At 62.5% G+C, this 24,707-nt stretch carries 23 protein-coding genes; 14 read left to right on the top strand and 9 right to left on the bottom strand.

Going from position 1 to position 24,707, the window contains the following annotated elements:
• The first annotated feature begins 16 nt into the window (after positions 1 to 16).
• From RHP72_RS23980 to RHP72_RS23970, 3 genes are read left to right on the top strand one after another with little or no spacing between them, the layout of a single operon-like run.
• On the top strand, positions 17 to 1,348 hold the full coding sequence (locus tag RHP72_RS23980; protein ID WP_003940485.1) for an ABC transporter substrate-binding protein: 1,332 nt from the start codon (positions 17 to 19) through the stop codon (positions 1,346 to 1,348).
• A gap of 15 nt (positions 1,349 to 1,363) precedes the next feature.
• Positions 1,364 to 2,449 (top strand): ABC transporter ATP-binding protein, encoded by a 1,086-nt coding sequence (locus tag RHP72_RS23975; protein ID WP_054187729.1) that lies wholly within the window; start codon positions 1,364 to 1,366, stop codon positions 2,447 to 2,449.
• 16 nt (positions 2,450 to 2,465) lie between these two features.
• Entirely contained in the window at positions 2,466 to 2,792 is a 327-nt protein-coding gene (locus tag RHP72_RS23970; RefSeq protein ID WP_003940244.1) for a YnfA family protein, read from the top strand.
• 67 nt (positions 2,793 to 2,859) lie between these two features.
• On the opposite strand, the gene RHP72_RS23965 is transcribed toward RHP72_RS23970, so the two are convergent.
• Entirely contained in the window at positions 2,860 to 4,818 is a 1,959-nt protein-coding gene (locus tag RHP72_RS23965; RefSeq protein ID WP_007731407.1) for a M13 family metallopeptidase, read from the bottom strand.
• A gap of 112 nt (positions 4,819 to 4,930) precedes the next feature.
• Here RHP72_RS23965 and RHP72_RS23960 point away from each other — a divergent pair, with 112 nt between their 5' ends.
• Genes RHP72_RS23960 through RHP72_RS23950 form a run of 3 tightly spaced genes read left to right on the top strand, consistent with a single transcriptional unit; the run spans position 4,931 to position 8,209 of the window.
• Complete coding sequence (locus RHP72_RS23960; RefSeq protein WP_030535180.1) at positions 4,931 to 5,380, top strand: helix-turn-helix transcriptional regulator; 450 nt, start codon at positions 4,931 to 4,933, stop codon at positions 5,378 to 5,380.
• A gap of 5 nt (positions 5,381 to 5,385) precedes the next feature.
• Positions 5,386 to 5,796, top strand: coding sequence for a VOC family protein (locus RHP72_RS23955; protein ID WP_003940539.1), 411 nt, complete (start codon positions 5,386 to 5,388; stop codon positions 5,794 to 5,796).
• Positions 5,797 to 5,848: 52 nt separating this feature from the next.
• Complete coding sequence (locus RHP72_RS23950; RefSeq protein ID WP_007731409.1) at positions 5,849 to 8,209, top strand: excinuclease ABC subunit UvrA; 2,361 nt, start codon at positions 5,849 to 5,851, stop codon at positions 8,207 to 8,209.
• A gap of 13 nt (positions 8,210 to 8,222) precedes the next feature.
• On the opposite strand, the gene RHP72_RS23945 is transcribed toward RHP72_RS23950, so the two are convergent.
• From RHP72_RS23945 to RHP72_RS23920, 6 genes are all read right to left on the bottom strand, one after another.
• Positions 8,223 to 9,206 carry an intradiol ring-cleavage dioxygenase gene (locus tag RHP72_RS23945; RefSeq protein ID WP_042926419.1) on the bottom strand — a complete coding sequence of 328 codons (984 nt, stop codon included), beginning with the start codon at positions 9,204 to 9,206 and terminating at the stop codon, positions 8,223 to 8,225.
• Positions 9,207 to 9,272: 66 nt separating this feature from the next.
• On the bottom strand, positions 9,273 to 10,199 hold the full coding sequence (locus RHP72_RS23940) for a PaaI family thioesterase (protein ID WP_042452744.1): 927 nt from the start codon (positions 10,197 to 10,199) through the stop codon (positions 9,273 to 9,275).
• 44 nt (positions 10,200 to 10,243) lie between these two features.
• Positions 10,244 to 11,026, bottom strand: coding sequence for a pirin-like bicupin family protein (locus tag RHP72_RS23935; RefSeq protein ID WP_003940511.1), 783 nt, complete (start codon positions 11,024 to 11,026; stop codon positions 10,244 to 10,246).
• A gap of 115 nt (positions 11,027 to 11,141) precedes the next feature.
• Positions 11,142 to 11,888 (bottom strand): pirin family protein, encoded by a 747-nt coding sequence (locus RHP72_RS23930; RefSeq protein WP_003939960.1) that lies wholly within the window; start codon positions 11,886 to 11,888, stop codon positions 11,142 to 11,144.
• A 1-nt stretch (position 11,889) separates the two neighbouring features.
• Complete coding sequence (locus RHP72_RS23925; RefSeq protein ID WP_007731415.1) at positions 11,890 to 12,855, bottom strand: pirin family protein; 966 nt, start codon at positions 12,853 to 12,855, stop codon at positions 11,890 to 11,892.
• Between the two features lie 114 nt (positions 12,856 to 12,969).
• Complete coding sequence (locus RHP72_RS23920; RefSeq protein WP_003939719.1) at positions 12,970 to 13,692, bottom strand: IclR family transcriptional regulator; 723 nt, start codon at positions 13,690 to 13,692, stop codon at positions 12,970 to 12,972.
• 138 nt (positions 13,693 to 13,830) lie between these two features.
• On the opposite strand from RHP72_RS23920, the gene RHP72_RS23915 reads away from it, so the two are divergent.
• From RHP72_RS23915 to RHP72_RS23890, 6 genes are all read left to right on the top strand, one after another.
• Entirely contained in the window at positions 13,831 to 14,280 is a 450-nt protein-coding gene (locus RHP72_RS23915) for a nuclear transport factor 2 family protein (protein WP_007731417.1), read from the top strand.
• Positions 14,281 to 14,329: 49 nt separating this feature from the next.
• On the top strand, positions 14,330 to 15,166 hold the full coding sequence (locus RHP72_RS23910; protein ID WP_007731420.1) for an SDR family NAD(P)-dependent oxidoreductase: 837 nt from the start codon (positions 14,330 to 14,332) through the stop codon (positions 15,164 to 15,166).
• Positions 15,159 to 15,941, top strand: a complete 783-nt coding sequence (locus RHP72_RS23905; protein ID WP_039973229.1) for an SDR family NAD(P)-dependent oxidoreductase — start codon at positions 15,159 to 15,161, stop codon at positions 15,939 to 15,941. The genes RHP72_RS23910 and RHP72_RS23905 overlap by 8 nt, the downstream gene beginning before the upstream one ends.
• Entirely contained in the window at positions 15,938 to 17,395 is a 1,458-nt protein-coding gene (locus tag RHP72_RS23900; RefSeq protein ID WP_054827908.1) for an FAD-dependent oxidoreductase, read from the top strand. Before RHP72_RS23905 ends, RHP72_RS23900 begins: the two co-directional genes overlap by 4 nt.
• Positions 17,396 to 17,471: 76 nt before the next feature.
• The gene (locus RHP72_RS23895; protein WP_007731424.1) at positions 17,472 to 18,785 is read left to right on the top strand and encodes an MFS transporter; all 1,314 of its coding nucleotides are present in this window, start codon (positions 17,472 to 17,474) and stop codon (positions 18,783 to 18,785) included.
• Between the two features lie 26 nt (positions 18,786 to 18,811).
• Entirely contained in the window at positions 18,812 to 19,300 is a 489-nt protein-coding gene (locus RHP72_RS23890; RefSeq protein ID WP_030535188.1) for a nuclear transport factor 2 family protein, read from the top strand.
• Between the two features lie 68 nt (positions 19,301 to 19,368).
• Here RHP72_RS23890 and RHP72_RS23885 read toward each other — a convergent pair whose 3' ends face one another.
• Both RHP72_RS23885 and RHP72_RS23880 read right to left on the bottom strand, forming a co-directional pair.
• The gene (locus RHP72_RS23885; protein WP_030535189.1) at positions 19,369 to 21,009 is read right to left on the bottom strand and encodes an ABC-F family ATP-binding cassette domain-containing protein; all 1,641 of its coding nucleotides are present in this window, start codon (positions 21,007 to 21,009) and stop codon (positions 19,369 to 19,371) included.
• Positions 21,010 to 21,217: 208 nt separating this feature from the next.
• Complete coding sequence (locus RHP72_RS23880; RefSeq protein ID WP_003940110.1) at positions 21,218 to 21,775, bottom strand: TetR/AcrR family transcriptional regulator; 558 nt, start codon at positions 21,773 to 21,775, stop codon at positions 21,218 to 21,220.
• A gap of 51 nt (positions 21,776 to 21,826) precedes the next feature.
• Here RHP72_RS23880 and RHP72_RS23875 point away from each other — a divergent pair, with 51 nt between their 5' ends.
• Both RHP72_RS23875 and RHP72_RS23870 read left to right on the top strand, forming a co-directional pair.
• Entirely contained in the window at positions 21,827 to 22,786 is a 960-nt protein-coding gene (locus RHP72_RS23875; protein ID WP_064113427.1) for a DMT family transporter, read from the top strand.
• Complete coding sequence (locus tag RHP72_RS23870; RefSeq protein WP_311093910.1) at positions 22,783 to 24,378, top strand: amidohydrolase; 1,596 nt, start codon at positions 22,783 to 22,785, stop codon at positions 24,376 to 24,378. Before RHP72_RS23875 ends, RHP72_RS23870 begins: the two co-directional genes overlap by 4 nt.
• Positions 24,379 to 24,707: the final 329 nt, after the last annotated feature.

Here is a 24,707-nt window from a genome sequence, read left to right as displayed (position 1 = left end):
TTCTCGAGGAGCAGTAATGGCAAACATGAACAGGCGCGGATTCTTGAGCCTCGGCGGTGCAATCGCCGCCGGCGCCGCACTGACCGCGTGCGCGGGATCCGGCGGGTCGAGCGCTGATGCTGCGGGAACATCCGGTGCGTCGGGTGATTCCAACACCATCACCTTCTGGTCGAACCATCCGGGTAAGTCCACCGACGTGGAGAAGGAACTGATCAACCGCTTCCAGACCAAGTACCCGGACCTGAAGGTCAACTTGGTGGACGGCGGCAAGAACTACGAAGAGGTGGCACAGAAGTTCAACGCTGCCCTCTCCGGTGGAGATGTGCCCGATGTGGTTGTGCTGTCGGATGTCTGGTGGTTCAACTATGCACTGGCCGGGGCAATCGAGCCGCTTGACGGACTCTTCTCCGAGGTGGGGGTCGACTCGGCCGACTACGTCGATTCACTGCTCGCCGACTACCTGTTCCAGGGCAAGCACTATGCGCTTCCCTACGCGCGGTCGACGCCGTTGTTCTACTACAACAAGGCGGTCTGGTCGCAGGCAGGTCTTCCCGACCGTGGGCCGGCGACATGGCAGGAGTTCGACGAGTGGGGACCCGAGCTGCAGAAGGTCGTGGGCAACGGCAAGTTGGCACACGGGTGGGGCAACGCGAAGGATTACCTCGGCTGGACCTACGAAGGCCCAATCTGGACGTTCGGCGGCTCGTACTCCGACCAGTGGAATCTGCAGCTCGACAACGAGAAGACCATTGCCGCAGGGCAGTTCCTCTCCAGCATGATTCACGACAAGAAGTACGCCGCGGTCTCCACTGACATCGCAAACGAATTCGGTACCGGCATTCTGGCGTCGACCATCGCGTCGACGGGCGATCTGTCCGGCATCAAGAAGACTGCCAACTTCGACTTCGGCACCGCTTTCCTCCCGGCAGTGGACGGAACTCCCGGTTGCCCCACCGGCGGTGCCGGGCTTGCCATCCCGTCCAAGATCTCCGATCAGCGTAAGAAGAACGCGCTCAAGTTCATCGACTTCATCACCAATGGTGAGAACACGGCGTACTTCTCGCAGAACGTCGGCTACATGCCGGTCCGCAAGTCGGCAACCTCGGAGCCGAGCATGAAGGCGTTCCTCGACGCGAACCCCAATTCCCGTACCGCTGTGGATCAGCTCTCGCGTACGCGCTCGCAGGACTACGCACGCGTGTTCGTCCCGGGTGGGGATCAGATCATCGGCACCGGACTCGAGCAGATCGCTCTCCAGAAGGCCGACGTCGCATCGACATTCGCCGGCGTTGCCACGCAGTTGCAGCAGATCATCGACCGGCAGATCACCCCCAAGCTGCCGAAGTAGTAGGAGAGAACACTCATGGCCAACGTGCAATTCGCGGGAGTCACGCACCGCTACGAAGGAACCGATCGGCCGGCAGTCGACCGTCTCGACCTCGACATCGCCGACGGTGAGTTCCTGGTACTCGTAGGACCTTCCGGTTGCGGTAAGTCCACCAGCCTGCGAATGCTCGCCGGTCTCGAGTCCGCGTCGGACGGTCGGATCGAGATCGGCGGCACGGACGTCACGCACCTCGCTCCGCGAGCACGTGACGTCGCCATGGTGTTTCAGAGTTACGCGCTGTACCCGAACATGACCGTCGAGCAGAACATGGGCTTCGCCCTGCAGAATGCCGGAGTAGGAAAGGCCGAGCGACGGGAGCGGGTACTCGAGGCAGCGCGGATGCTCGAGCTCGAACCGCTGCTCGGACGTAAACCGGCCAAGCTGTCCGGTGGGCAACGCCAGCGAGTCGCCATGGGTAGAGCCATCGTTCGCCATCCCAAGGTGTTCTGCATGGATGAGCCGCTCAGCAATCTGGATGCCAAACTACGCGTCAGCACGCGGTCGCAGATCGCCGCCTTACAGCGTCGACTCGGCACCACGACGGTCTACGTCACCCACGATCAGGTCGAGGCGATGACGATGGGAGACCGAGTGGCGGTGATGCTGGACGGTCGCTTGCAGCAGGTGGCGAAGCCGCGCGAACTCTACGACAACCCCGTCAACACCTTTGTGGCCGCCTTCATCGGATCGCCCGGCATGAACCTGATCGAAGCGCCGGTCGAGGGTACCGTCGCAGTGCTCGGTGATCTGCGGATTCCGCTGCCCACCGGGGCGTCCGAGCGGGAGCGGGTCGTCGTGGGAGTGCGCCCGGAATCGTGGGATCTGGTGGGAGCGTGGCGAAAGGGCTCGCTGGCCGTGGATGCCGATCTGCTCGAAGAGTTGGGAGCCGAATCGTTCGTCTATGCAAAGGGTGCCCCGGATTCGCAGTGGCAGAGCCGATCCGGTCGAATCGTCATTCGCGTCGACCGGAAGATGTCGGTGGCACCGGGGGAGTCGCTTCATCTGCTGCCCAAGGCCGGCGAGGTGTACTTCTTTTCCGCGGAGACCGGAGTACGTCTGTAGCGATACTGTGTGCGGCATGACCGTCGCACGTTCGCTGTTGCTGTTCGTACTCGCCGCGCTGCTCGAAATCGGGGGCGCGTGGTTGGTGTGGCAGGGAATTCGCGAGCACAAGGGATGGATCTGGGTGGGGCTCGGCGTCATCTCGCTCGGCCTCTACGGTCTGGTCGCCACCATGCAACCCGATGCGAACTTCGGGCGCATCCTCGCCGCGTACGGCGGGATCTTCGTCGCAGGTTCACTGCTGTGGGCGGTGGTGATGGACGGATTCCGCCCGGATCGTTTCGACATCGCCGGTGCGCTGATCTGTCTGGTCGGCGTCGGGGTGATCATGTACGCCCGGTAGGCCTTCGGCCCCGTGCGCGCTCAGGGAGTCCAGGGGGTCCCTAAGCGCGCACAGGGGCTTGCCCCTGCTACCAGATCTTCACACGCTTCTCCGGCTCCAAATACAGTGCGTCACCGGGCTTGACGTCGAACTCCTCGTGGAACGTGTCGAGGTTGCGGACGACGCCGTTGCACCGGAACTCCGGCGGCGAGTGCGGGTCGACGGCCAGACGGCGAAGCGCTTCGGCCTCACGGGCCTTCGTGCGCCATACCTGCGCCCACCCGAAGAACACGCGCTGCAAGCCGGTGAGTCCGTCGATGACCGGAGGTTCGGTACCTTCGGTCGCGATCTTGTACGCCGCGATCGCGATCGACAGCCCGCCGAGGTCGCCGATGTTCTCGCCGATCGTGAACTCGCCGTTGACGTGGTGGCCCGGAAGTTCCTTGGGCTCGAACTCGTTGTACTGCTCGATGAGAGCCTTTGTGCGCTTGCCGAATTCGCTGCGGTCCTCGTCGGTCCACCAGTCGACCATGTTGCCGTCGCCGTCGTACTTGGCGCCCTGATCGTCGAACCCGTGACCGATCTCGTGGCCGATGACGGCGCCGATGCCGCCGTAGTTGGCAGCGTCGTCGGCTGCCGCGTCGAAGAACGGCGGCTGGAGAATGGCTGCGGGGAAGACGATTTCGTTCATGCCCGGGTTGTAGTAGGCGTTGACGGTCTGCGGCGTCATGAACCACTCGTCACGGTCGACGGGGCCGCCCAGCTTGGCCAGGTCACGGTCGTACTCGGCGGCGTATCCGCGACGGTAGTTGCCCACCAGGTCGGTTGCCGAGATCTCGAGTCCGGCGTAGTCGCGCCACTTGTCGGGGTAACCGATCTTCGGGGTGAACTTCTCGAGCTTGGCCAATGCAGCCTCACGAGTCTGCGGGCTCATCCACTCGAGGTCGGAGATGTTGCGGCGGTACGCCTCCTGCAGGTTTGCGACCAGTTCCAGCATGCGGGTCTTCGCCTCTGCGGGGAAGTGTCGATCGACGTAGAGCTTGCCGACGGCCTCGCCGAGCAGATCCTGGACCAGGCTTACCCCGCGCTTCCAGCGCTCACGGTTCTCTTCGGTCCCGGACAGTGTGGTGCCGTAGAAAGCGAAGGTCTCGTCGACCAGGGCCGAATGCAGGTAAGGGGAGCGGGCATGAAGCACCTTCCACGCCGCCCATGCCTTCCAGTCGTCCAGTGACTCCGACGCCCAGAGTGCGGTGAAGGTGTGCAGGAATTCGGGCTGGCGGACCACGATCTCGGCGAACTTCTCCGAATCGGCGCCGAGACCGGACAGCCATGCCGCCCAGTCCAAACCGGGGTTCTGCTCGGTCAGTTCCTCGAAGCCCACCAGGTTGTAACTCAGATCTGCGTCACGACGCTTGACGACGTCCCAGTGCCCGGCCGCGATCTTCTTCTCGAGCTCGAACACACGCTGGGCGTCGTAGCCGACGCCGGCGAGGGTGAACATCTTGTCGATGTGCGCGACGTACTTCTCGCGGATCTCCGCGTAGTTGTCCTCGCGGTAGTACGACTCGTCGGGGAGGCTGATTCCCGACTGGCTGAAGTGGATCAGGTACCGCTCGGAGTTCTTGGCATCGGTGTCGACGTAATGCGAGATGGCACCGCCGACGCCGACGCGCTGGTGGCGTCCGATCACGGTGGCCAGCGACGACCGGTCCGGCGCATCGGCGACGGCGTCGAGCTCGTCGTCGATGGGGCCGAGGCCTGCGGCCTCCACGGCGTCGGCGTCCATGAAACTCGAGTACAGGTCGCCGATGCGCTGTGCATCGGTACCGGCGGCCGAGTTGGACTCCGCGGCTTCGGTGATGATGGTCTGTACGTCTTCTTCGGCCTTGTCGTAGAGCGTCCGGAAGGCCCCGTCGACTGCGCGGTCTGCCGGAATCTCGTATTCGGCGAGCCATTTTCCGTTGACGTGGACGAACAGATCGTCCTGCGCCCGTGTGTCGCCGTCGAGGTGGGTGAGGTCGATGCCTGAGCGATGAGCCGTGGTCATTTCTCCATCCTTACACGATCATGACGAACTGCTCGGTGTGTGCGCGATCGCTCCACGCCGAGTTCATCTCTTGTGCTGGGCAACGTCGGTATGGCATGGCACGATCGAATACGTGACCAGCAGACCTGCCGCAGATCCGCACCTGCAGGACCTCGCGCGACTACGACGTGTGCGAGACCGTATCGACCGGGAGTACGCGCGGCCTCTGGACGTGGAGGCGCTCGCGCGGGGAGTGAACATGTCTGCGGGGCATCTCAGTCGCCAATTCCGTCAGGCATACGGAGAACCGCCGTACGCCTACCTGATGACCAGGCGAATCGAGCGAGCGATGGCGTTACTGCGGCGCGGAGACCTCAGTGTCACGGACGTCTGCTTCGAGGTCGGTTGCAGCTCTCTCGGCACTTTCAGCAGCAAGTTCACCGAATTGGTGGGGGTTCCGCCCAGTGTCTATCGGCGCGAGGCCGAGCAGTCGACGGCAGGAATGCCGTCCTGCGTGTCCAAACAAGTCACCAGACCGATCAGGAATCGAGAAGCGCAGACCGCGCAGCCGCAATTAACGTGATCGCCATGGACATCACCATTCACTCGAGTTTCCTTCCGCAGGACGACCCTGAAGCCGCCCTGAACTTCTATCGCGACACGCTCGGCTTCGAGGTTCGCAACGACGTCGGCTACGACGGGATGCGTTGGATCACGGTGGGGCCGCCCGGCCAGCCCGGCACCTCCATCGTGCTGCATCCGCCGGCCGTCGATCCCGGAATCACCGACGAGGAGCGCCGCACCATCATCGAGATGATGGCCAAGGGCACCTACGGCGGACTTCTCCTGGCCACCAAAGATCTGGACGACACGTTCGAGCGGCTTCAGGCCGGCGACATCGACGTCGTCCAGGAACCGACCGAGCAGCCGTACGGCGTTCGCGATTGCGCCGTCCGGGACCCAGCGGGAAACCTGATCCGTATTCAAGAACTGCGCTGAGCCCGTCAACTGCGCTGAGACCGTCGGCGATCGACTGACAGATGGAGACACGATGACTGCCTTGCACACCGCAGACAGCCACGATTTGATCCGCGTGCAAGGCGCGCGGGTGAACAACCTCGAAGACATCAGTGTCGAGATCCCGAAGCGGAGGCTGACGGTATTCACCGGCGTCTCCGGTTCGGGGAAGAGTTCGCTGGTGTTCAGTACGATCGCCGCGGAATCGCAGCGGATGATCAACGAGACCTACAGCGCTTTCGTTCAAGGATTCATGCCGACGCTCGCGCGGCCGGACGTCGATGTTCTCGACGGCCTGACCACCGCGATCATCGTCGATCAGCAGCGGATGGGAGTCGACCCGCGCTCGACCGTCGGAACCGCCACCGACGCCAACGCGATGCTCCGCATCCTGTTCAGCCGTCTCGGAAAGCCTCACATCGGTTCGCCTCAGGCGTTTTCGTTCAACGTGGCCTCGATCTCCGGAGCAGGCGCGGTCACGATGGAACGCGGCGGACGTCAGACGAAAGAGCGTCGCAGCTTCAAGATCACCGGCGGCATGTGTCCGCGGTGTGAGGGACGAGGGGCGGTCAACGATTTCGATCTGACCGCGTTGTACGACGACACCAAGTCGCTCAACGAGAGTGCGATCACGGTCCCCGGCTACAGCATGGAGGGTTGGTACGGCCGGATCTACCGCGGCTGCGGTTTCTTCGATCCCGACAAGCCGATCAAGAAGTACACCAAGAAGGAACTGAACGATCTGCTCTACAAAGAGCCGACCAAGATCAAGGTCGAAGGCATCAACCTGACGTACACGGGTCTGATTCCGCAGATTCAGAAGTCGTTCCTGGCCAAGGACGTCGACGCGATGCAGCCCCACATCCGGGCGTTCGTCGAGCGGGCGATCACGTTCACCACCTGCCCCGAATGCGACGGGACGCGACTGAGCGAGGGGGCGCGGTCGTCGAAGATCAAGGGCGTCAACATCGCCGACGCCTGCTCGATGCAGATCAGCGATCTCGCGGAATGGGTCAGCGGACTGAAGGAGCCTTCGGTCGCGCCGTTGCTCACGACGCTCGGTGAAACGCTCGACTCGTTCGTGGAGATCGGACTCGGCTACCTCAGTCTCGATCGGCCGTCGGGAACCCTCTCCGGCGGTGAAGCTCAGCGCACCAAGATGATTCGTCACCTGGGTTCCTCGCTCACCGACATCACGTATGTTTTCGACGAGCCCACCACCGGCCTGCATCCGCACGACATCGCGAGGATGAACGACCTACTGCTGCGCCTGCGGGACAAGGGCAACACCGTGCTCGTGGTCGAGCACAAGCCGGAGACGATCGTGATCGCCGACCACATCGTCGACCTCGGTCCGGGTGCGGGTAGCGCCGGCGGAAACGTCTGCTTCGAGGGCACCGTCGACGGTTTGCGTGCCAGCGACACCGTAACCGGCCGTCACTTCGACGACCGGGCCGCAATCAAAGAGACCGTGCGGGAGTCCACCGGAGCAATCGAGATTCGTGGAGCGAACTCACACAACCTGCAGGACGTCGACGTCGACGTACCGCTCGGCGTCCTGGTCGTGGTCACCGGTGTCGCCGGGTCGGGCAAGAGTTCGCTGATCCACGGCTCGCTCGCGAAACGCGAAGACGTGGTGTCGGTCGATCAGAGCGCGATCCGCGGCTCGCGTCGGAGCAACCCGGCGACGTACACGGGGCTGCTCGACCCGATTCGCAAGGCATTCGCCAAGGCCAACGGCGTGAAGCCGGCGCTCTTCAGTGCCAACTCCGAGGGCGCCTGCCCGACGTGCAACGGCAACGGCGTCATCTACAGCGACCTGGCGATGATGGCCGGCGTTGCCACTCTCTGCGAGGAGTGCGAGGGCAAGCGCTTCCAAGCCGAGGTACTCGAATACAAATTCGGTGGCAAGGACATCAACGAGGTTCTCACGATGTCGGTGGCCGAGGCCGAGGAGTTCTTCGGCGACGGTGAGGCCAAGACCCTCGCTGCGCACAAGATCCTCGTCCGACTGGTCGACGTGGGGCTCGGATACCTCACGATCGGCCAGCCGTTGACGACGCTGTCGGGCGGTGAGCGTCAGCGCATCAAGCTGGCAACCCACCTGGGTGAGAAGGGCGGCGTGTACGTCCTCGACGAGCCGACCACCGGACTGCACCTGGCCGACGTCGAGCAGTTGCTCGGCCTGCTCGATCGACTGGTCGATTCCGGCAAGTCAGTCATCGTGATCGAGCACCACCAAGCGGTGATGGCACACGCAGACTGGATCATCGACCTCGGCCCTGGTGCGGGTCACGACGGCGGTCGGATCGTCTTCGAGGGCACTCCCGAGGAGCTCGTCGCCGACGGCTCCACCCTCACCGGAAAGCACCTCGCGGCATACGTCGGCAGCTGACCGGGCTCCTACCTCAGGCGTCGATACCCAGGTTGATGACGGCGAGGTAGGACCCGTCCGACTGCTTTTCGACGGTCATGAGGCCGGTGTCGTCGTAGATGCCGTCACTGGCGTTGTTCGTGTTGTTCTCACGACCGGTGTGCTCGCTGTACGGGGACTGCGAGTACACCTCGTCGAGAAGGGTCTCGTCGAAGAAGGTCTGCGACGTGAGGACCGTCTTCTTGTCGATGTGAACCTTGACGTGGATGTGGGTGGTGCGGCCCATGTACCAGCCGGGGAAGATCGTGGTGAACTGTGCGATGCCGTTTGCATCGGTGGTCTGCGCCCCGCGCAGATAGGTACCGTCGTCGGTGGTGGTGGCTTCGGTGTCGCCGACGCTGTACGAACCGTCGGAGGTCTCACCGGACCCTCCCATGCCGCCGCCCATTCCGCCGGGGGCGCCTGACGGTGGTTCGCCCATTCCGCCTCCGGGTGCACCTGACGGAGGTTCACCCATCCCCCCGGCCGGGGGAGTTCCGCCACCGCCGCCGCCGTTGGCGCTCAGCGAACCGGATTCGAAGCCGGAGTACACGCCGCCGGCGTCGCAGTGCCAGATCTCGACGACGGCGTTACTGACCGCGCCGATGCTGCCGTCGACGTTGCACTGGCTGTTGTCCTGCACGCGCATCGCAACCTGCAGCGTGGTGCCCGGACGGTCCTCGCGGATGTCGCCGCGAATGGAGTCGACGTCGAACCAGTAGGGACCCTGCGTCTCTTCCTTGCTCATGACACACTGCGGTGCTTTGGCCAGAAGTGCGGTGACAGCGTCGCCGGACGTGGCCGCGGCGGAGGTGCCGGAAGTGGTTGTCGTCGACGCAGCCGCAGCCGAAGTCGTCGTGGCGGTGCCACTGTTGCCGGAGCACGCTGCGATGAGCCCGCCGAGACTGATGGTTCCGCCGAGGGCGAGAGCCCGCCGACGGCTCACGCGCAGCCTGCTCGCTTCGATGTCTTTGTTCACGCCGCTGTACCTCCATTGTGTGGGCTGTTGTCTCAATGGTGGACGGGCGACCTGGTGCGGAACTGGTTATCCGCTGTGAACTTGCTGGGAGAGCATCTGAATGCTCGAAGTGGCCCGCACATAGACCTGTCCGCCGGCGTCGACGATGCGCGTTTCGATCAGCGCGAGCCTGCGCCCGGCACGAATCACGGAGGCCTCGGCGCGCATGACCGGCCCGCCGATGTCGGGTGAGCGCAGGAAGTCGATCTTGTGGTCGAGGACGCGATAGTCCTGGTCGACGCTGGTCAGGGTCTGGGCAGACAGGCCAGTGATGGCGTCGACTGCCGAGATGAGGACACCGCCCTGAACGGCGCCCAACGGGTTGGCCATCCAGGCCACGGGTGCGAACTCACCGACGACGGAACCTGGGGTCACGTCGACGACAGCAAGATCGAGGAGTCCGGCGAGTGGACCGCGTTCGAGTTTGCCGTCGCGGATTCCTTCGACGACGTCGGACCCGGACAACCCGCTCAGGTCGCTTGTCTTCTCCGGCGTCGGGACGGGCAGCGGCTCGCCCTCCACGTAGTCGTCGATTCCCACGACGGGGGGACGCGAGACCACCATGGCGCGACCGGCCATCACTGCCAGAAGGGTGCCGTTCTCGTCGCGAAGTTGCCCGGATGCGAGTCCGACGCCGTCGTCGAGATGCACGAGTGTTCCGGTGGCACCGACGTCCGCGACGTCGGGGATGTCGGCGCCCGCACTGACCGTGACCTGCGCGAGCACGGACTGATGGCCCGAGGTCAGTCCCGAGTACACCGCGCCACCCATGGCACCGTCGATCATGACTCCGATGGAACCGAGCACGGTCTTGCCACGGTGATCGTGGAATCGCTCGCCGACGGCCTGCGCGAAGGCCAGGTCCCCGGGCTCGACCGAAACGGCGCGCACACCCATCAATGTGTTGAGTGGGTCAAGCTTCTTGACGGGCGCGGCGGAGTTGTCGATGCTCATCTGTCGAGTATCTCCAGCGCGCCGAGTCCTGCCGAGACCGGGTCTCAACCACCGATACGTGAATGCATCTCCCAGACGAGGACTTCGGCCCCGGCGTCGGAGGTCAGCTGCTGGCCACCCGAATCGCTCAACCGGACAGCATCGCCTTCGTACAGTGTGCCGACGCCCTCCATCTCGGCAGTGCCCTGCGCGACGAAGACGTGCAGGAACCGTGCGCCCGGAAGATTCACGGAGGTGCCCGGCAGAATGCGTGCGACATGCATGGCGGCGTTCTTGTTGTTGATGCGAATCGCCGAATGATCCTTGTAGCGCTCCATCCCCGAGGCAACCGGGATCAGACCGCCGCGCAGCAGTTCGTCGTCGATCTCGAGCTGTTCGTAACCGGGGGTCAGTCCACCTTCGTCCGGTACCACCCACATCTGAATGAAATGCACGGGGTCGGAATGCTGTTCGCCGCCGATACGCCACGAATCGTTCTTCTCACTGTGCATGATTCCGGTACCGGCGCTCATGCGCTGGGCGAGTCCCGGATAGATGACGCCGGTGTGGCCGATGGAATCCTGGTGCACGAGCGAACCGCGAAGCACCCAGGTCACGATTTCCATGTCCTTGTGCGGATGGGTGTCGAAACCGGTTCCCGCCAGTACGGTGTCGTCGTTGTTGACGAGCAGCAATCCGTGATGAGTGTTGTCCGGATCGTAGTGCTGTCCGAACGAGAACGAATGTTTCGAATCCAGCCAGGAGACGCGGGATTTCAAGCGATCGCCGGAGCGGTGCACATCGATGTGCGGTGTCGTCCGTGGGGCCTGTGCTCGACCAGATGCCATGGCTCCTCCTTCTGTACCACCGGGATCCACCACAATCGGGATCCGCCACTACCGGCATCCACCCTACGACGAACCTGCTGTGTAGTCCGAACATTGGGCGTACTCGGTGGTGTCGTCAGTTCGTCGACGCGTGCATCTCCCACACGAGTATCTCCGCATCGCCGATTCCCTCGACTCGTTGACCGCCAGTATCCTTGAGTCGCAACGAATCTCCCGGACCGAGCAATCCGACTCCCTCGACGTCGACAGTGCCACCGGCGATGAAGCCGTGCACGTACGGCGCATCCGGGAGAGATACCGACCCACCGGTCTCGAGGCGAGCAACATGCAGTGCCGCATGTTTGTTGTGCAAGCTGATCGCGCTGTGGTCGCGATGCGCGGGCATCCCCGACGCCAGGGTGATCAGGCCACCGCCGTCGAGTTCGGAGTTGATGTCGAGTTCCTGATAGCTCGGAGTCACTCCGGATTCGTCCGGGGGTATCCACATCTGGACGAGGTGAACGGGCTCGGTGACACGTGAGCCGTCGGCCCGGAAGCGATCGTTGCGCTCGGAGTGCAGGATTCCGGTACCGGCGCTCATTCTCTGCGCGAGTCCGCGATGGATGACCCCGGAGTGCCCAGCGGAATCCTGGTGAACCAGAGATCCGCTGAGCACCCACGTCACGATCTCGGTGTCGCGGTGCTGATGAGTGTCGAAACCGTAGTCGGCTTCGATGATGTCGTCGTTGTTCACCAACAGAAGTCCATGCGCGTACGCGGCGTGATCGAAGTTTCCAGCGAAGGGGAAACTGTGACGCGCCGTGAGCCAGCCGTAGTTGAGATGCGCACGTTCGTCAGCTCGCTGGACGACTACCGACGACATGTCAGCTCAGCGTCTCGTGTGCCGCCGGGATGGATCCCAGGCGTCCGGCCTGGAAGTCCTCGAAGGCCTGCATGACCTCGGACTTGGTGTTCATGACGAACGGCCCGGCCATCGCGATGGGCTCACGAATCGGTTTGCCGCCGAGGATGAATACCTCGAGAGATTCGGTCCGTGAATCCTGGCGATCGGAGGCGGCGACGGTGATGGAGTCACCGCGTCCGAAGACAGCTGTCTGTCCGACACGAATGGGCCGACGCTCTGCCCCGACCGTGCCTTCGCCGGCGAGCACGTAGACGATCGCGTTGAACTCGGGGTTCCACGGAAGCGTCAGGCTCGCACCCGGGGCCACAGTCGTGTGGGAGAGCGCGATCGGTGTGTACGTCGAACCAGGTCCGGCGTGGCCGGCGATGTCTCCGGCGATGACGCGTACCAAGGCTCCGCCGTCCGGCGAGGAAAGCAGGGCCACCTTGTTACCGGTGATGTCCTGGTACCGCGGAGATGCCATCTTGTTGTCGCGAGGCAGGTTGACCCACAGTTGGACGCCGTGGAAAAGGCCGCCGCTGAGGACGAGGTGCTCCGGCGGAGTTTCGATGTGGAGGATGCCGCCACCCGCGGTCATCCACTGGGTGTCGCCGCCGCCGATAATGCCACCGCCACCGTTGGAGTCCTGGTGCTCCATGATGCCGTCGATCATGTAGGTCACGGTTTCGAAGCCGCGGTGCGGGTGCCACGGTGTGCCTTTGGGTTCTCCGGGTGCGTAGTTGACCTCGCCCATCTGGTCCATGTGGATGAAGGGATCGAGGGCGGAGAGGTCGATGCCGGCGAAGGCGCGGTGAACGGGAAAGCCTTCACCTTCGTATCCGACCGGTGCGGTGGTGATGCTCTTGACGGGGCGGTCGACTGCTGACTCTGCCGGCTCGTCGAGACGGGGCAGGGCCAAGATGTTCTCGACTGTCACAGCAGGCATGTCGTACTCCTTGTATCCGTGAAGCTGATGTCAGGTAGTTGATTGTTCAACTATCTCATTCGGAGTCAACAAAGTCGAGCCCCGGGTATTCCCGGGGCTCGACTGGTGTTCGGATCAGCGCAACATGCTGCCGAGGGTTTTTGCCGCTGCCATGACCTCGGCGCCCAGCGCTGCTTGGTCCTCGGAGTCGAACACGGAGATTCCGAGGCTGGAGATGGCGTCGCGGCGTCTGCCGGGGATGACTGCCGAGATTCCGAGGACGGACGGGATGACCTCGCCGACGGTCACTGCGTAGCCGCGTGCGCGTGCCGCCGTCACTTCCTCTCGTTCCCCGCTCGTCGGCGGGAGTGAGGCAAGGATGGAAAGCCCGGCGGAGCCGCGGTCGATCGGATCGACCTGCCCTGGATGAAACGCGACGTGAACCTTGGCGCTGCGTGGTTCGACCACCATCAGCGCGCGCACTTCGGTATCGCTCTCGCGGACCACCAGGTGCGCTGTCGCCTCGGTGGCCTCGGCAAGTTCTTGAAGTATCGGGCGAGCGAGAGTGCGCAAATCTTGCTCCACCGGTTCGGCGAGGGTGACCAGGCCGGCGCCGAGAGTGACGCGCTTGAAGGAGTCCTTGCGGCACAGGTGATGAGCCTCGAGCGTGCGGATCAACCGATGTGCGACGGTTCGGTGGACTCCCACTCCGTCGGCGATGTCGGTGACCGACAAGCCGTGCGGATAAGACGTCAGGAGTTCCAGGATCTCGAGTCCGTGGTGCAGCGTTTTCGACATGCTGGAGTCCACTTGAACTGCACTTTTGCGCGGTCGGTGTTCCTCGCTCAGCTCTGACATCAAATCCCTTTCTTGACGTTTGTGAGGTATGCCACCTACGCTTTGAACATATCGCACAGTGTGTGCGATTATCGCACACTTTACGAAGCTGCACAACCTTCGGGTGGATGCAGCGCAGCGTGTTCGGAGAGAACCTTCATGAGCAACTACAGCGTCGTGGCAACGGAGGACGTTGCCGCAATCCACCAGCTGTACGGCCACCAGAGTCATTGCATAGACTCTGGGCGCCAGCAGGATTGGGCGCAGACATTCACCGATGGCGGTGAGTTTCATTCCCCCAGTTATCCGGAACCCGTGGTCGGTTTCGACGACCTTGCGGCTTTTGCTGCTCGCTTCTTCGCTGCGGCGGAAGCTGCCGACGAGGTGCATCGCCACGTTCTGACCAATCTCGTCGTCGAGGCGGTGGACGAGAGTGCTCTCACAGTGCACGGGTACCTGCAGATCGTTGCCACCGCTCGCGGCGGAGACTCGCGACTGGTGCGGATGACAACTGTCACAGATCACGTGGTTCGGGTCGGTGAGGAGTGGAAGATCGCCCGCCGCACCGTTTCTCGCGACGACGCGCCCCGAGCGTCCGAACAAGCTTGAAGTACCGAAATGTTTCTTGCACAACAATATTCAGTAGGAGAAGTACATCATGACCGAAAGCTCTGACCAGACGAACCCGGGCCGTACCGTTGTGACGCAGATGTCGGCGGTGTACCCGGAGTTGGCAGGCAAGGTCGCAGTGGTGACCGGCGCGGCTCAGGGTATGGGTGCGACGTTCGCCGAAGGACTGGCAACGCGCGGCGTACATGTCGTCGGCGCCGACATCAACGAAGAGCAGATGCTCGCCACGGCCGCACGAATCAACACGGACCTCGAATCGAATGCACTGGCGGACAAGCCGGGTCGCGTCGTCGGAGCTCGGGTCGACGTCACCAAGCCCGACGAGCATGAATTGCTTGCGCAGTTGGCGTTGAAGGAGTTCGGCCGGGTTGATTTCTGGATCAACAATGCGGGTATCTTCCCGTTTGCGCTGGCCGAGGAGATCACCCCGGAGCAGATCGGCGCAACGCTGAGTGTCAATGTCGAGGGAGTGCTCTACGGTGCTCAGGCGGCGGCACGTCACCTCGGTCCCGGCGGCGCCATCGTCAACATGTCTTCGGTGTCTGCGCTGCGTGTGCGGAAGGGGAGAGGCGCATACTGCACGTCGAAAGCTGCCGTTGCGCACCTCACGGAGTCTCTCGCAGTGGAGTTCGGCGACAAGGGTATTCGGGTCAACTCCATTGCACCCGGCTACATCGACACGGCGATGACGAAGTGGGTCCAGGAAGATCCGATCGCGCTCGCGAACGCACTCGACGCGGTACCACTGCATCGTCTGGGCTCGCCCGAAGAGGTCTTCGGCCCGCTGCTGTTCCTGCTCTCGGACAGCGCGCGTTACGTCACCGGGCACAGCATTGCGGTGGACGGTGGTTCGCGGCATGTCTGAGTCCACGACATATCCCGGCGTCGTTCTCGTTACCGGCGGTGCTGCCGGGATGGGGGCGCATCACGCGCGCACTCTCGCCGCGCGCGGTTCGCATGTCTGCATTGCCGATGTTTCGGATTCATCCGGCGTGGTCGACGACATCGTCGCCGCAGGCGGATCGGCGTCCGCTCATATTCTCGACGTCACCGATGTCGATGCCTGGGACCGGGTTGTCGACGAAATTCGCACCACCCGTGGGGAACTCGGCGGACTGGTCAACAATGCCGGTATCTCGCGTCGGCTCGAATTCATGGACACCCCGAACGACATCTGGGAGCTGACCATGAAGATCAACCTCTTCGGCCCGTTCTACGGTATGAAGGCGGTGGCGCCGCTGATGCGCGAGAGTGGTGGCGGATCTATCGTCAACATCTCGTCCATCGCCGGTCAGATCGGATACTTCTCTCCGGCTTACTCGTCGAGCAAGTGGGGTCTGACCGGTCTGTCGAAGTCGGCCGCAGGCAACTTCGCGCAGTGGGGGATTCGCGTCAACTCGGTGCACCCGGGACTGGTCGGTACGGCGCTGCTCGGCGGCGCGAACGACTTCGTCGCCGCGTCACTGAAGTCGGTTCCCTTCGGACGCATGGGAACTCTCGACGAGATCACCGAAGCAGTGCTGTTCCTGCTCTCGAACAGTTCCACCTACACCACCGGTACGGAACTCACTGTCGACGGCGGGTTGGTGTCGAACGGTCTTTACCACCGCATCATCGCGGAGACTGGAGAACTTTCATGACCGAGCACTGGGACGTCGTTGTCATCGGTGGCGGCGGAGCAGGTCTCGCCGCTGCGGTGTCGGCAGCTGAAGAAGGCGCATCCGTTCTGCTGTTCGAATCCGAAACCGAACTCGGTGGATCCACCGCGCTGTCGGCCGGCATCTTCACGGCCGCCGGAACGAGCGTGCAGGCCGGCCTCGGCGTCGACGACTCGGCAGAGAAGTTCTTCCAGCACTACATGGACCTCAACCAGTGGATGCTCTCACCCGGATTGATTCGTGCGTTCTGCGAAAACGCCGGTCCGACACTGGAATGGCTCATCGGACTCGGCGTCGAGATTCCCGCGACGATCTCGGGTAACGCTCACCAGCCGGGACTCGCCCAAGCCGGCGTCGAGGACGTCTGGCGCGGCCACGTGCCCAAGGATCAGGGATACGGACTGATTCAGGTGCTGGACAAGGCTCGTCGTAAGCACGGGATCGAGGTCATCTTCGGAACTCGGGTGCAGAAGCTGATCGAGGAAGACGGTCGGGTTGTCGGTGTTGTCGCCGACGACATCGAGGTGCCTGCGGGCGCCGTCGTTGTTGCCTCCGGTGGATTCGCGCAAGATCCGGGTTTGGTGGAACGCCACTTCCCGGACGCGAACAAGGCCGGAGAGACCTTGTTCGTCGTCGCAGCCGAGGGGAGCCGCGGAGACCATCTTCGTTTTGCCGAAGACCTCGGTGCTTCCCTGGCGGGCGACGGCTGGGGTCTGATGCTGCCCACCGTCTACTTCCAGCGATTCCACCACTGGCAGGCCGGCTTTCCGCCGAAGTCGCGGATCTACGTCAACCAGGACGGCCGTCGTTTCATGGACGAGGACAGCTCGTACGCGGTCTCGACCGGCATCATCGACCATCAGGGTGGATACGGTTGGATGATCTTCGACGAGAACGCTCGCGTGAATCTGGCTCCAGGATATGCGGATTGGAATCCCGAACGCATCGAGGAAGAAGTTGCCGCCGGTGGCACGATTCGTGCGGACACGATCGAAGACCTCGCAGTGGCTACGGGTGTTCCGGTTGCGACGTTGGCGCAAACCCTGCGTCGATGGAACGACCAACTGCCCAGCGGTCACGACGACGACTTCCTCCGCCATCGCACGTTGCGGAACAAGGGTGCCGTCGGCAATCCGGATCCTATTGCGACAGCTCCGTTCTATGCCGCGAAGATCCTTCCGGCAGAGCTCGTCTGTACGCATGCGGGAATGGAGATCAACACCGATGCGGCCGTGCTCGGCAGCACCGGAGTACCTATCGAGGGTCTGTACGCCGCAGGTGAGGCCGGCGCCGGAATCCTCGGACTGAGATACGTGGGCGGCGGCAATGCGGTTGCCAACGCTTTGACCATGGGCCGCGTAGCGGGACGTAATGCGGCGAATTACACCAGGACCAGCGCTGAGAGCGCACCGGTCCATTCCATCGCGCACTCCTGACGTCCGACGTCTGCGCGGCACCGAATCCAGTCAGTATCCAATCCAGGCAGGGAACAACATGTCAGAGAATGAGACCATGGCGAGAGCCGAATCCACCGAGGGCAGCAGCGTGGCAACCGAACGACAGTCGACGACGAAGGTAATTCGCGCGGCCATCGTCGGTACCGTCGTCGAGTACTACGACTTCGGTATCTACGGATACATGGCCACGACGATCGCCGCGCTGTTCTTCGTTTCCCATGACCCGAACGCAGCACTGCTCGGTACCTTTGCAGCATTCGCCGTGGCCTTCTTCCTACGCGTGCCCGGCGGCATCTTCTTCGGCCACATCGGCGACAAGTACGGCCGCAAGAACGCGCTGTCCTGGACCATCCTCCTGATGGTTCTCGCGACAGCCGGAATGGGCCTGCTGCCGACTTACGCCACGTTGGGTGTGTGGGCGACGTCCATCCTGGTTCTGGCTCGTTGCCTGCAGGGCTTCGCGGCCGGCGGTGAACTCGGCGGCGCCAACGCGTTCGTCTCCGAGTCCGCTCCCAAACGGTGGCGTGCGACGCAGACCTCGATGGTCAATACCGGCACCTACCTGGGTTCGCTGGCAGCTTCGCTCATGGCCCTCGGCCTGACGTCGGTGTTCTCGCAAGAGCAGATCCTCGAATGGGCTTGGCGTATCCCGTTCCTGCTCAGCCTGCTGATCGGTGGCATCGGTATCTGGATCCGCAGCCAGATGGAAGACACTCCTCAGTTCGAAGAACTGCAGGACAAGGGTGAGACCAAGAAGCTTCCCATCCGTGAGTTGCTCAGCACCTCCGGTGGCAGCGTCGTCAAGATCATCCTGCTGGGCGCACTCATCACCGGCGGTTACTACATCGCCTCGGTGTATGCCGCGACGTACCTGCAGACCACCGGCGGTCATTCGTCGCGCGTTGCTTTCCTTTCCACTTCTCTTGCACTGGTTCTCGGCGTCATCACGTTGCCGATCTCGGGATACATGGCAGACAAGTACGGGCGTCGGCCGGTGCTGTTCGCCGGTAGTGCCGCCGCAGTGGTTCTCGGAATCCCGATGTTCATGATGATGGCCGGTTCTGGCATCTGGCAGGCGGTTGTCGGTCAGTCAGTGCTCTTCATCTGCGTTTCCGTTGTCAACGGTGCTTCGTACGTGACCTATGTCGAAATGCTGAAAGCATCTGTGCGGTACAGCGGTCTGGCATTGGGTAACAACGTCACCAACATGTTCCTCGGTGGCACCGCGCCTTTCATCGCCACCTATCTCATCAGCTTGACCGGTAACTCTCTCGCTCCGGCTGGATACTTCGTCTTCTGTGCGGTGATCACCCTCGTCACGGTCTTCTTCATCAAGGAGACCAAGGGTGTTGAACTGCAGGTTGATTGATTATCGGGTAGAACAGGAGCCTGACCGTGTCCCTCGCTGACAAGCAAGAAATCACCGAAGTTCTGTATCGCTACGCTCGGGCCGTCGATCGGAAGGATTTCGACAGCGTGGCCCTCTGCTACTTCGACGACGCGATAGACAACCACGGCGGTTACATCGGAACCGTCGACGGGCTGATCGAAGACATGAAGCTCAGACACAAGACGATCGACTCGTCGATTCACTGCATTTCCAACATACTGATCGACGTCAACGGCGATGTCGCTCAGTGCGAGTCGTACTGTTTGTGCTTTCTGCGGCAAGAGCGTTCCGGTACGGATACGGTGCAGACGCTTGCGACGATCAAATGCCGTTACGTCGACAGGTTCGAAAGGCGCCACGGTGAATGGCGAATCGCCGATCGGATTGTCGTGTTCGACGAATCCCGTGAAGACGTGATCGAGAACATCCTGTCCACGGACTGGGTGACGCAACGTCGATCCTTCGACGATCCGGTGTACACCAGGACGCCTTGACCAGTAGTGCAGACGAAGGCCTTCACACACATCGTGTGTGAAGGCCTTTCGCCTGTTCACTTCTCGTGTCAGCCCACTGCGCCTGGTGCGGCGACCTCGGTCAAACGGCCGTCCGAGAGCCTGAGCCAGCGTTCGACCTTGACCTCGGCCAGGAATCTCTCGTCGTGGCTGACCACCACGAACGCCCCCTGATATGCATTCAGGGCACTTTCGAGTTGAGCAACGCTCACCAAGTCGAGGTTGTTGGTCGGCTCGTCGAGAAGAAGCAGCTGCGGGGCCGGATCGGCGAAGAGAACGCACGCCAATGTAGCCCGCAGTCGTTCACCGCCCGAGAGTGCAGCGACGGGAAGATGAGCACCCGCACCCCGAAAGAGGAAGCGCGCCAGGATGTTCATGCGTTCCGGTGCCGGTAGGCCTGGAGCAGACAAGGCAAAGTTCTCTGCGACGGTGCGTGCGGGGTCGAGTAGGTCGAGCCTCTGCGACAGGTATGCCACTCGACCGTCGGCTCGCGTGATCTCACCGGAAGTCGGCGCCACATCCCCGTTGACGATGCGTAGCAACGTCGACTTTCCGACGCCGTTCGGCCCGGTCAACGCGATACGCTCCGGTCCTCGAATGGCCAGGTCGATTCCGGAGTCGGCGAAGATCGCATGATCACCGAACGCGAATTGCATTCGCTCACCGAGGAACACCGTCCGGCCGGCGGGTACATGTGTGCCAGGCAATTCGAGTGAAATCGTCTGGTCGTCTCGAAGAGCGCGGCCCGCTTTGTCGAGTCGGTCCTTCGCCGCGTCGACCCGGGCGAGGTGTGTCTCGTTGGCCTTGCCTGCCGACTCCTGAGCATTGCGCTTCATGGTCCCCGCAAAGATCTTGGGCAAGCCCGCGTTCCCGAGATTGCGGGCAGCGTTACTTGCGCGTCGCGAAGCACGTTCTCGGGCCTGCTGCAGTTCGCGCTTCTCGCGCTTGACCTCTTGCTCGGCGTTGCGGATGTTCTTCTCCGCCACTTCGCGAGCCGAGCGTGCCGCGGCTTCGTAGTCGGTGAAATTGCCACCGTAGAAGCTGATCTCGCCGCTGTGAAGTTCGGCGATGCGGTCCATGCGGTCGAGTAGTCCTCGATCGTGACTGACCACCAACAGACAACCACTCCAGTCGTCGAGAACGTCGTAAAGCCTGCGGCGCGCGTCCAGGTCGAGGTTGTTGGTGGGTTCGTCGAGGAGAAGGACATCGGGGCGTCGCAGGAGTTGCGCCGCCAGTCCGAGCGAGACGACCTGCCCGCCGCTCAGAGTGTCGAGGCGACGATCGAACGTCATGTCGGCCAAACCGAGTCGACCGAGTTGGGCTCGCGTTCGTTCCTCGATATCCCAGTCGGACCCGATTGTCGTGAAGTGTTCTTCTCGTGTGTCCCCGGATTCGACTGCGTCCAACGCAGCGAGCGTCGGGGCGATGCCCAAGACCTCGGCAATGGTCAGATCGCCCGTCAGTGGCAGGTCCTGCGGAAGGTATCCGAGAACGCCGTCGACGGACACACTGCCGGCGCGCGGCCGCAACTGGCCGGCGATCAATCTGAGCAGAGTGCTTTTCCCGACGCCGTTCTGGGCCACCAGCCCGGTTCGGCCGCCGGGCACGGTGAATGACAATTCGTCGAAGACCGGAGTGTCGTCCGGCCAGGCAAAAGACAGATTCGAGCAAACGATGTAGGTATCGGACATGAATAGACCTCAGGTGTTGTGCGGTCGCGGCAACGCTGCTCCGCGAAGAGTCGGGTAAGTGAACGACAACATGGCCACGACGGCAGCGCTCCGAGGCGTCTGCCGGTGGCCGTCATGCCCGGTTTTATCCGGAGATGTCGAGTTCACCAACCATGTCTGATCCTTTTTGGTCTGTATCGTTTCATCCGACGATAACAGGAGCCGGTATCTACATACGAGCAATACCGGCGCAGAGAAGTTCGACCAGTCGTCGATACACCCGATCCGGGTCGGTGCCGGCCGGTTGTCCCTCTACCGATTCGAGGATGCAGAAGCCGTGCAGCGCACTGCGAAGAGACCACGCCGCCTGCTCCGAATCATCCGGGCTCAGACCGTATCCCGCGATCACCTTGTTGATGACGTCGACCACCTCGCCGACGGCGGAGACCAGATCGGGATGCGGTGCAGTGGGGTAGCGGTCGGTGATGGCGTAGAGCCCGGGGTGTACTCGGACGAACGCACGCCATGCGTCCGCGAGCGCCATGACGGCGTCGTCGCGCGAGAGACCGACCGCGGCGGCACGCAGTTGTTCGGCGAGAAGGTTGCGTGCGAGGAGGCTGAGTTGATGGTGGACGTCGTCGACCCCGTCGACGTGTTTGTACAGGGCTGACTGCCGGACGTCGAGGGTCTCGGCGAGTTGACTCAGTACCAGAGCGTCGGCGCCTTTGCTGTCGACCAGATCGGCTGCGGCAGCGATCACGCGTTCACGGGTAACCGGAGTTCTCATGCACGCATCTTCCCTGTATGACAGGCTTCGCGTCGGTGATACATTATCACCATGAGTGATGAAGTATCGCCACGCGAGCTGTCCGGCGATCAACTACGCCGTCGTGACCTGCGCGTAGTCGTCACCGGTGCATGCATCCTCGGGTTGACCTCGGTGCTCTACGAACTCTCAGGAGTGTCTCCGTCGACGGGTGCATTCTTTCGGTGTCTCTATGCGCTCATCCCTCTCGGCATGCTCGTGCTCGTTCAGCGTCGTCGGTCACCCCGGCCTTCGGTCTCGGCGCCCTGGATCGTGAAGTCTCTACTTGCCGGCGCGTTCCTCGGAATCGATCTGGTGCTCTGGCACGAGTCGATTCATTCGATCGGGGCAGGTCTTTCGACTGTGATCCTGAATTTGCAGGTGCTGTTCGTCGCAATCCTCGGCTACGTTGTCCTGCGCCAACGGATCGGCCGGGAACTGGTCGCCAGCCTTCCGTTGCTCTTTGTCGGAGTTGCTCTGGTAGCCGGGACGAGCACAACGCTCACCGGGTCGAATCCTGCTGTCGGAGTGTCGTTTGCCGTGATCGCCGCAGGCGCGTACGCGGTCTACATCTTCCTCATGGGTCTGGCTACTCGGGCGGCGGGCAGAACGGCGTTGCCGATGTTCGTCTCGACGGGAGCCACTGCCCTCACGGCAGGTGCATACGGCCTCGTGAGTGGAACTTTGGATCTGACCCCTTCGCTCGTAGCTCAAGGCTGGCTTGTGCTGCTCGCGTTGGTATCTCAGGTGATCGGGTGGCTGCTGGTAGCCAGCGCCAGTCAGCGTCTGCCTGCAAGTGCAGTCGCCGCCAGCCTCGTGTTGCAATCGGCGTCAGCACTGTTGTTCGGCGCAGTGCTGCTTGCACAGACCCCAACTCTCGTCCAACTTGCGGGTGCCGGAATGATTTTGGCCGGAGTGGTTGTGGCGACGCGGATACCCGCGAAGAAATCCTCGACGACTGTTGTCGGAAAACGAATGGAGACAAGCGTATGACCACGGCGGCTGACCACATCTACATCAACGGCGACATCAGGGCCATGGACGGTGCGGTCGGCGATAACGCCACCGCTGTGGCAGTCAAGGACGGCAGATTTGTCGCCCTCGGAACTGACGCCGAGATCGCGGCGCTGACCGATTCCGAAACCTCCGTTGTCGATCTCGCCGGAGCGGTGGTTGTGCCGGGGTTCATCGAGACGCACCTTCATCCGATGATGTGGGGTTTGATGCTCAGTGGGGTCGACGCAACGACGAGTACGTGCCCGACCATCGAGAAGTTGATCACGGCGTTGGCCGCGCGGGCCGCGATCACACCAGTTGGCGAGCCCATCGAAGCGTGGGGCTTCGACGACAGCCTCGTGGCGGAAGATCGAGGCCTGACCGTAGCTGATCTGGACAAAGCCTCCACCGAGCATCCGATCCTGGTGCGGCACTTGTCTGCTCACGGGATCTATGTCAACTCGGTCGCACTGGAGAAGGCCGGAATCGATGCCACCACGGTCGATCCGGAGGGTGGTGTCATCGTTCGGGACAGCGACGGTGTACCCACCGGTGAACTGTGCGAGGTTCCGGCAATGTCTCTGGTGCACGGACTTGTTCCGGATATGAACCCGGATGCGTCCAAGATCGCGATGCTGCGGGCGCAGGAAGTCATGGCGTCGGTGGGCGTGACGAGTTTCCACGACATGTACGTCACGGCCGAGATGTACGAGGCGTACCGGCAACTCGACGCCGATGGTGACTTGAGGCTGCGTGCGCGCCTCTATCTCGGCCACGGGGTTCACGATCAGTTGGGTGAACTCGCCGATCCGACCGAGCGAGTTCGTGTGGGCGGCGTCAAACTCATTTCGGACGGGTCGATTCAGTTGCACACCGCTGCGCTGACCGCGCCGTACCACGATCTGGGCGGATGCCACTGCGGCGGAATGGCAATCCCGGCAGGTGCGCTCGGGGCACTCGTCGAGGAACATCACGCCGCCGGCCGACAGGTTGCGATTCATACCAACGGTGATCAGGCCATCGATTTTGCATTGGACGCAATTGCAGCGGCACGGACGGCGCACCCGGACATCAAAGTTTCGCATCGCCTCGAGCACGTTCAGACGTTGCGGGAAGATCAGATCGCGCGGATGGTCGAACTCGGGGTGGTGGCGTCGATCTTCGTGAACCACGTCTACTACTGGGGTGACCGGCACCGCGATCGTTTTCTCGGACCGGGTCGCGGCGAGCGGATCAGCCCCGTGGCGTCGGTCGTGGCGGCGGGGCTTGCCTACGCGCTGCATTGCGACTGCCCTGTCACTCCAGTGAACCCGCTCTTCACGATGAACACCGCCGTACATCGTGTGACGCGAGAAGGTCATGTTCTGGGTGCGGAGCAACGGGTTTCCGCGTCCGAGGCGCTGGCCGGCTACACAAGCGCAGCCGCTCGTCTCACCGGTGAGTCATCGGACAAAGGTCGGATAGCGGTGGGACTTTTGGCGGATTTTGTTGTGCTCGACGGAGATCCGCTGCGCAGCGATTCGACAGACTTGAATGAACTGTCGGTCCTGCGCACGGTTGTCGGAGGTGAGACCGTCTTCGAGGTGTAGGGCCTCCGCCTTAGTTTGTTGCTCGATTGTCGCTGCTTTCAAAGCGGAGGCAATCGAACGATCCCCAAAACAAACCAAAAGTTTGTAGAACTTGTTTCAGGTGAATTTCCGACTGTATGGACCATCCGGGCGAAGGTTACTTCAGCAAACGGGTTGCAACAAAGTGCTGCGTCTTTTAAATGATCCAGGTGAGAGGCGATTCTGTAGTCAAGTTCAGGTTTCAACAAGCTTCTGGACATTCGACCAGCTTTTCGCCAAAAATTCCTGATACGTGTGGTAAAAATCTAAACGACGCAAGCGGACGTCGACAGCACGAGAGAGGAATGACC

Source organism: Rhodococcus sp. SG20037, from assembly GCF_031763325.1.
GTDB lineage: Bacteria > Actinomycetota > Actinomycetes > Mycobacteriales > Mycobacteriaceae > Rhodococcus_F > Rhodococcus_F qingshengii.
This window is presented reverse-complemented; position numbering and strand designations above follow the sequence as displayed.

Coding starts and splice junctions, on each gene's coding strand:
- RHP72_RS23980 (WP_003940485.1), top strand. CDS start 17: ATGGCAAACATGAACAGGCGCGGATTCTTGAGCCTCGGCGGTGCAATC.
- RHP72_RS23975 (WP_054187729.1), top strand. CDS start 1,364: ATGGCCAACGTGCAATTCGCGGGAGTCACGCACCGCTACGAAGGAACC.
- RHP72_RS23970 (WP_003940244.1), top strand. CDS start 2,466: ATGACCGTCGCACGTTCGCTGTTGCTGTTCGTACTCGCCGCGCTGCTC.
- RHP72_RS23965 (WP_007731407.1), bottom strand. CDS start 4,818: ATGACCACGGCTCATCGCTCAGGCATCGACCTCACCCACCTCGACGGC.
- RHP72_RS23955 (WP_003940539.1), top strand. CDS start 5,386: ATGGACATCACCATTCACTCGAGTTTCCTTCCGCAGGACGACCCTGAA.
- RHP72_RS23950 (WP_007731409.1), top strand. CDS start 5,849: ATGACTGCCTTGCACACCGCAGACAGCCACGATTTGATCCGCGTGCAA.
- RHP72_RS23940 (WP_042452744.1), bottom strand. CDS start 10,199: ATGAGCATCGACAACTCCGCCGCGCCCGTCAAGAAGCTTGACCCACTC.
- RHP72_RS23935 (WP_003940511.1), bottom strand. CDS start 11,026: ATGGCATCTGGTCGAGCACAGGCCCCACGGACGACACCGCACATCGAT.
- RHP72_RS23930 (WP_003939960.1), bottom strand. CDS start 11,888: ATGTCGTCGGTAGTCGTCCAGCGAGCTGACGAACGTGCGCATCTCAAC.
- RHP72_RS23925 (WP_007731415.1), bottom strand. CDS start 12,855: ATGCCTGCTGTGACAGTCGAGAACATCTTGGCCCTGCCCCGTCTCGAC.
- RHP72_RS23920 (WP_003939719.1), bottom strand. CDS start 13,692: ATGTCAGAGCTGAGCGAGGAACACCGACCGCGCAAAAGTGCAGTTCAA.
- RHP72_RS23915 (WP_007731417.1), top strand. CDS start 13,831: ATGAGCAACTACAGCGTCGTGGCAACGGAGGACGTTGCCGCAATCCAC.
- RHP72_RS23910 (WP_007731420.1), top strand. CDS start 14,330: ATGACCGAAAGCTCTGACCAGACGAACCCGGGCCGTACCGTTGTGACG.
- RHP72_RS23905 (WP_039973229.1), top strand. CDS start 15,159: ATGTCTGAGTCCACGACATATCCCGGCGTCGTTCTCGTTACCGGCGGT.
- RHP72_RS23900 (WP_054827908.1), top strand. CDS start 15,938: ATGACCGAGCACTGGGACGTCGTTGTCATCGGTGGCGGCGGAGCAGGT.
- RHP72_RS23895 (WP_007731424.1), top strand. CDS start 17,472: ATGGCGAGAGCCGAATCCACCGAGGGCAGCAGCGTGGCAACCGAACGA.
- RHP72_RS23885 (WP_030535189.1), bottom strand. CDS start 21,009: ATGTCCGATACCTACATCGTTTGCTCGAATCTGTCTTTTGCCTGGCCG.
- RHP72_RS23880 (WP_003940110.1), bottom strand. CDS start 21,775: ATGAGAACTCCGGTTACCCGTGAACGCGTGATCGCTGCCGCAGCCGAT.
- RHP72_RS23875 (WP_064113427.1), top strand. CDS start 21,827: ATGAGTGATGAAGTATCGCCACGCGAGCTGTCCGGCGATCAACTACGC.
- RHP72_RS23870 (WP_311093910.1), top strand. CDS start 22,783: ATGACCACGGCGGCTGACCACATCTACATCAACGGCGACATCAGGGCC.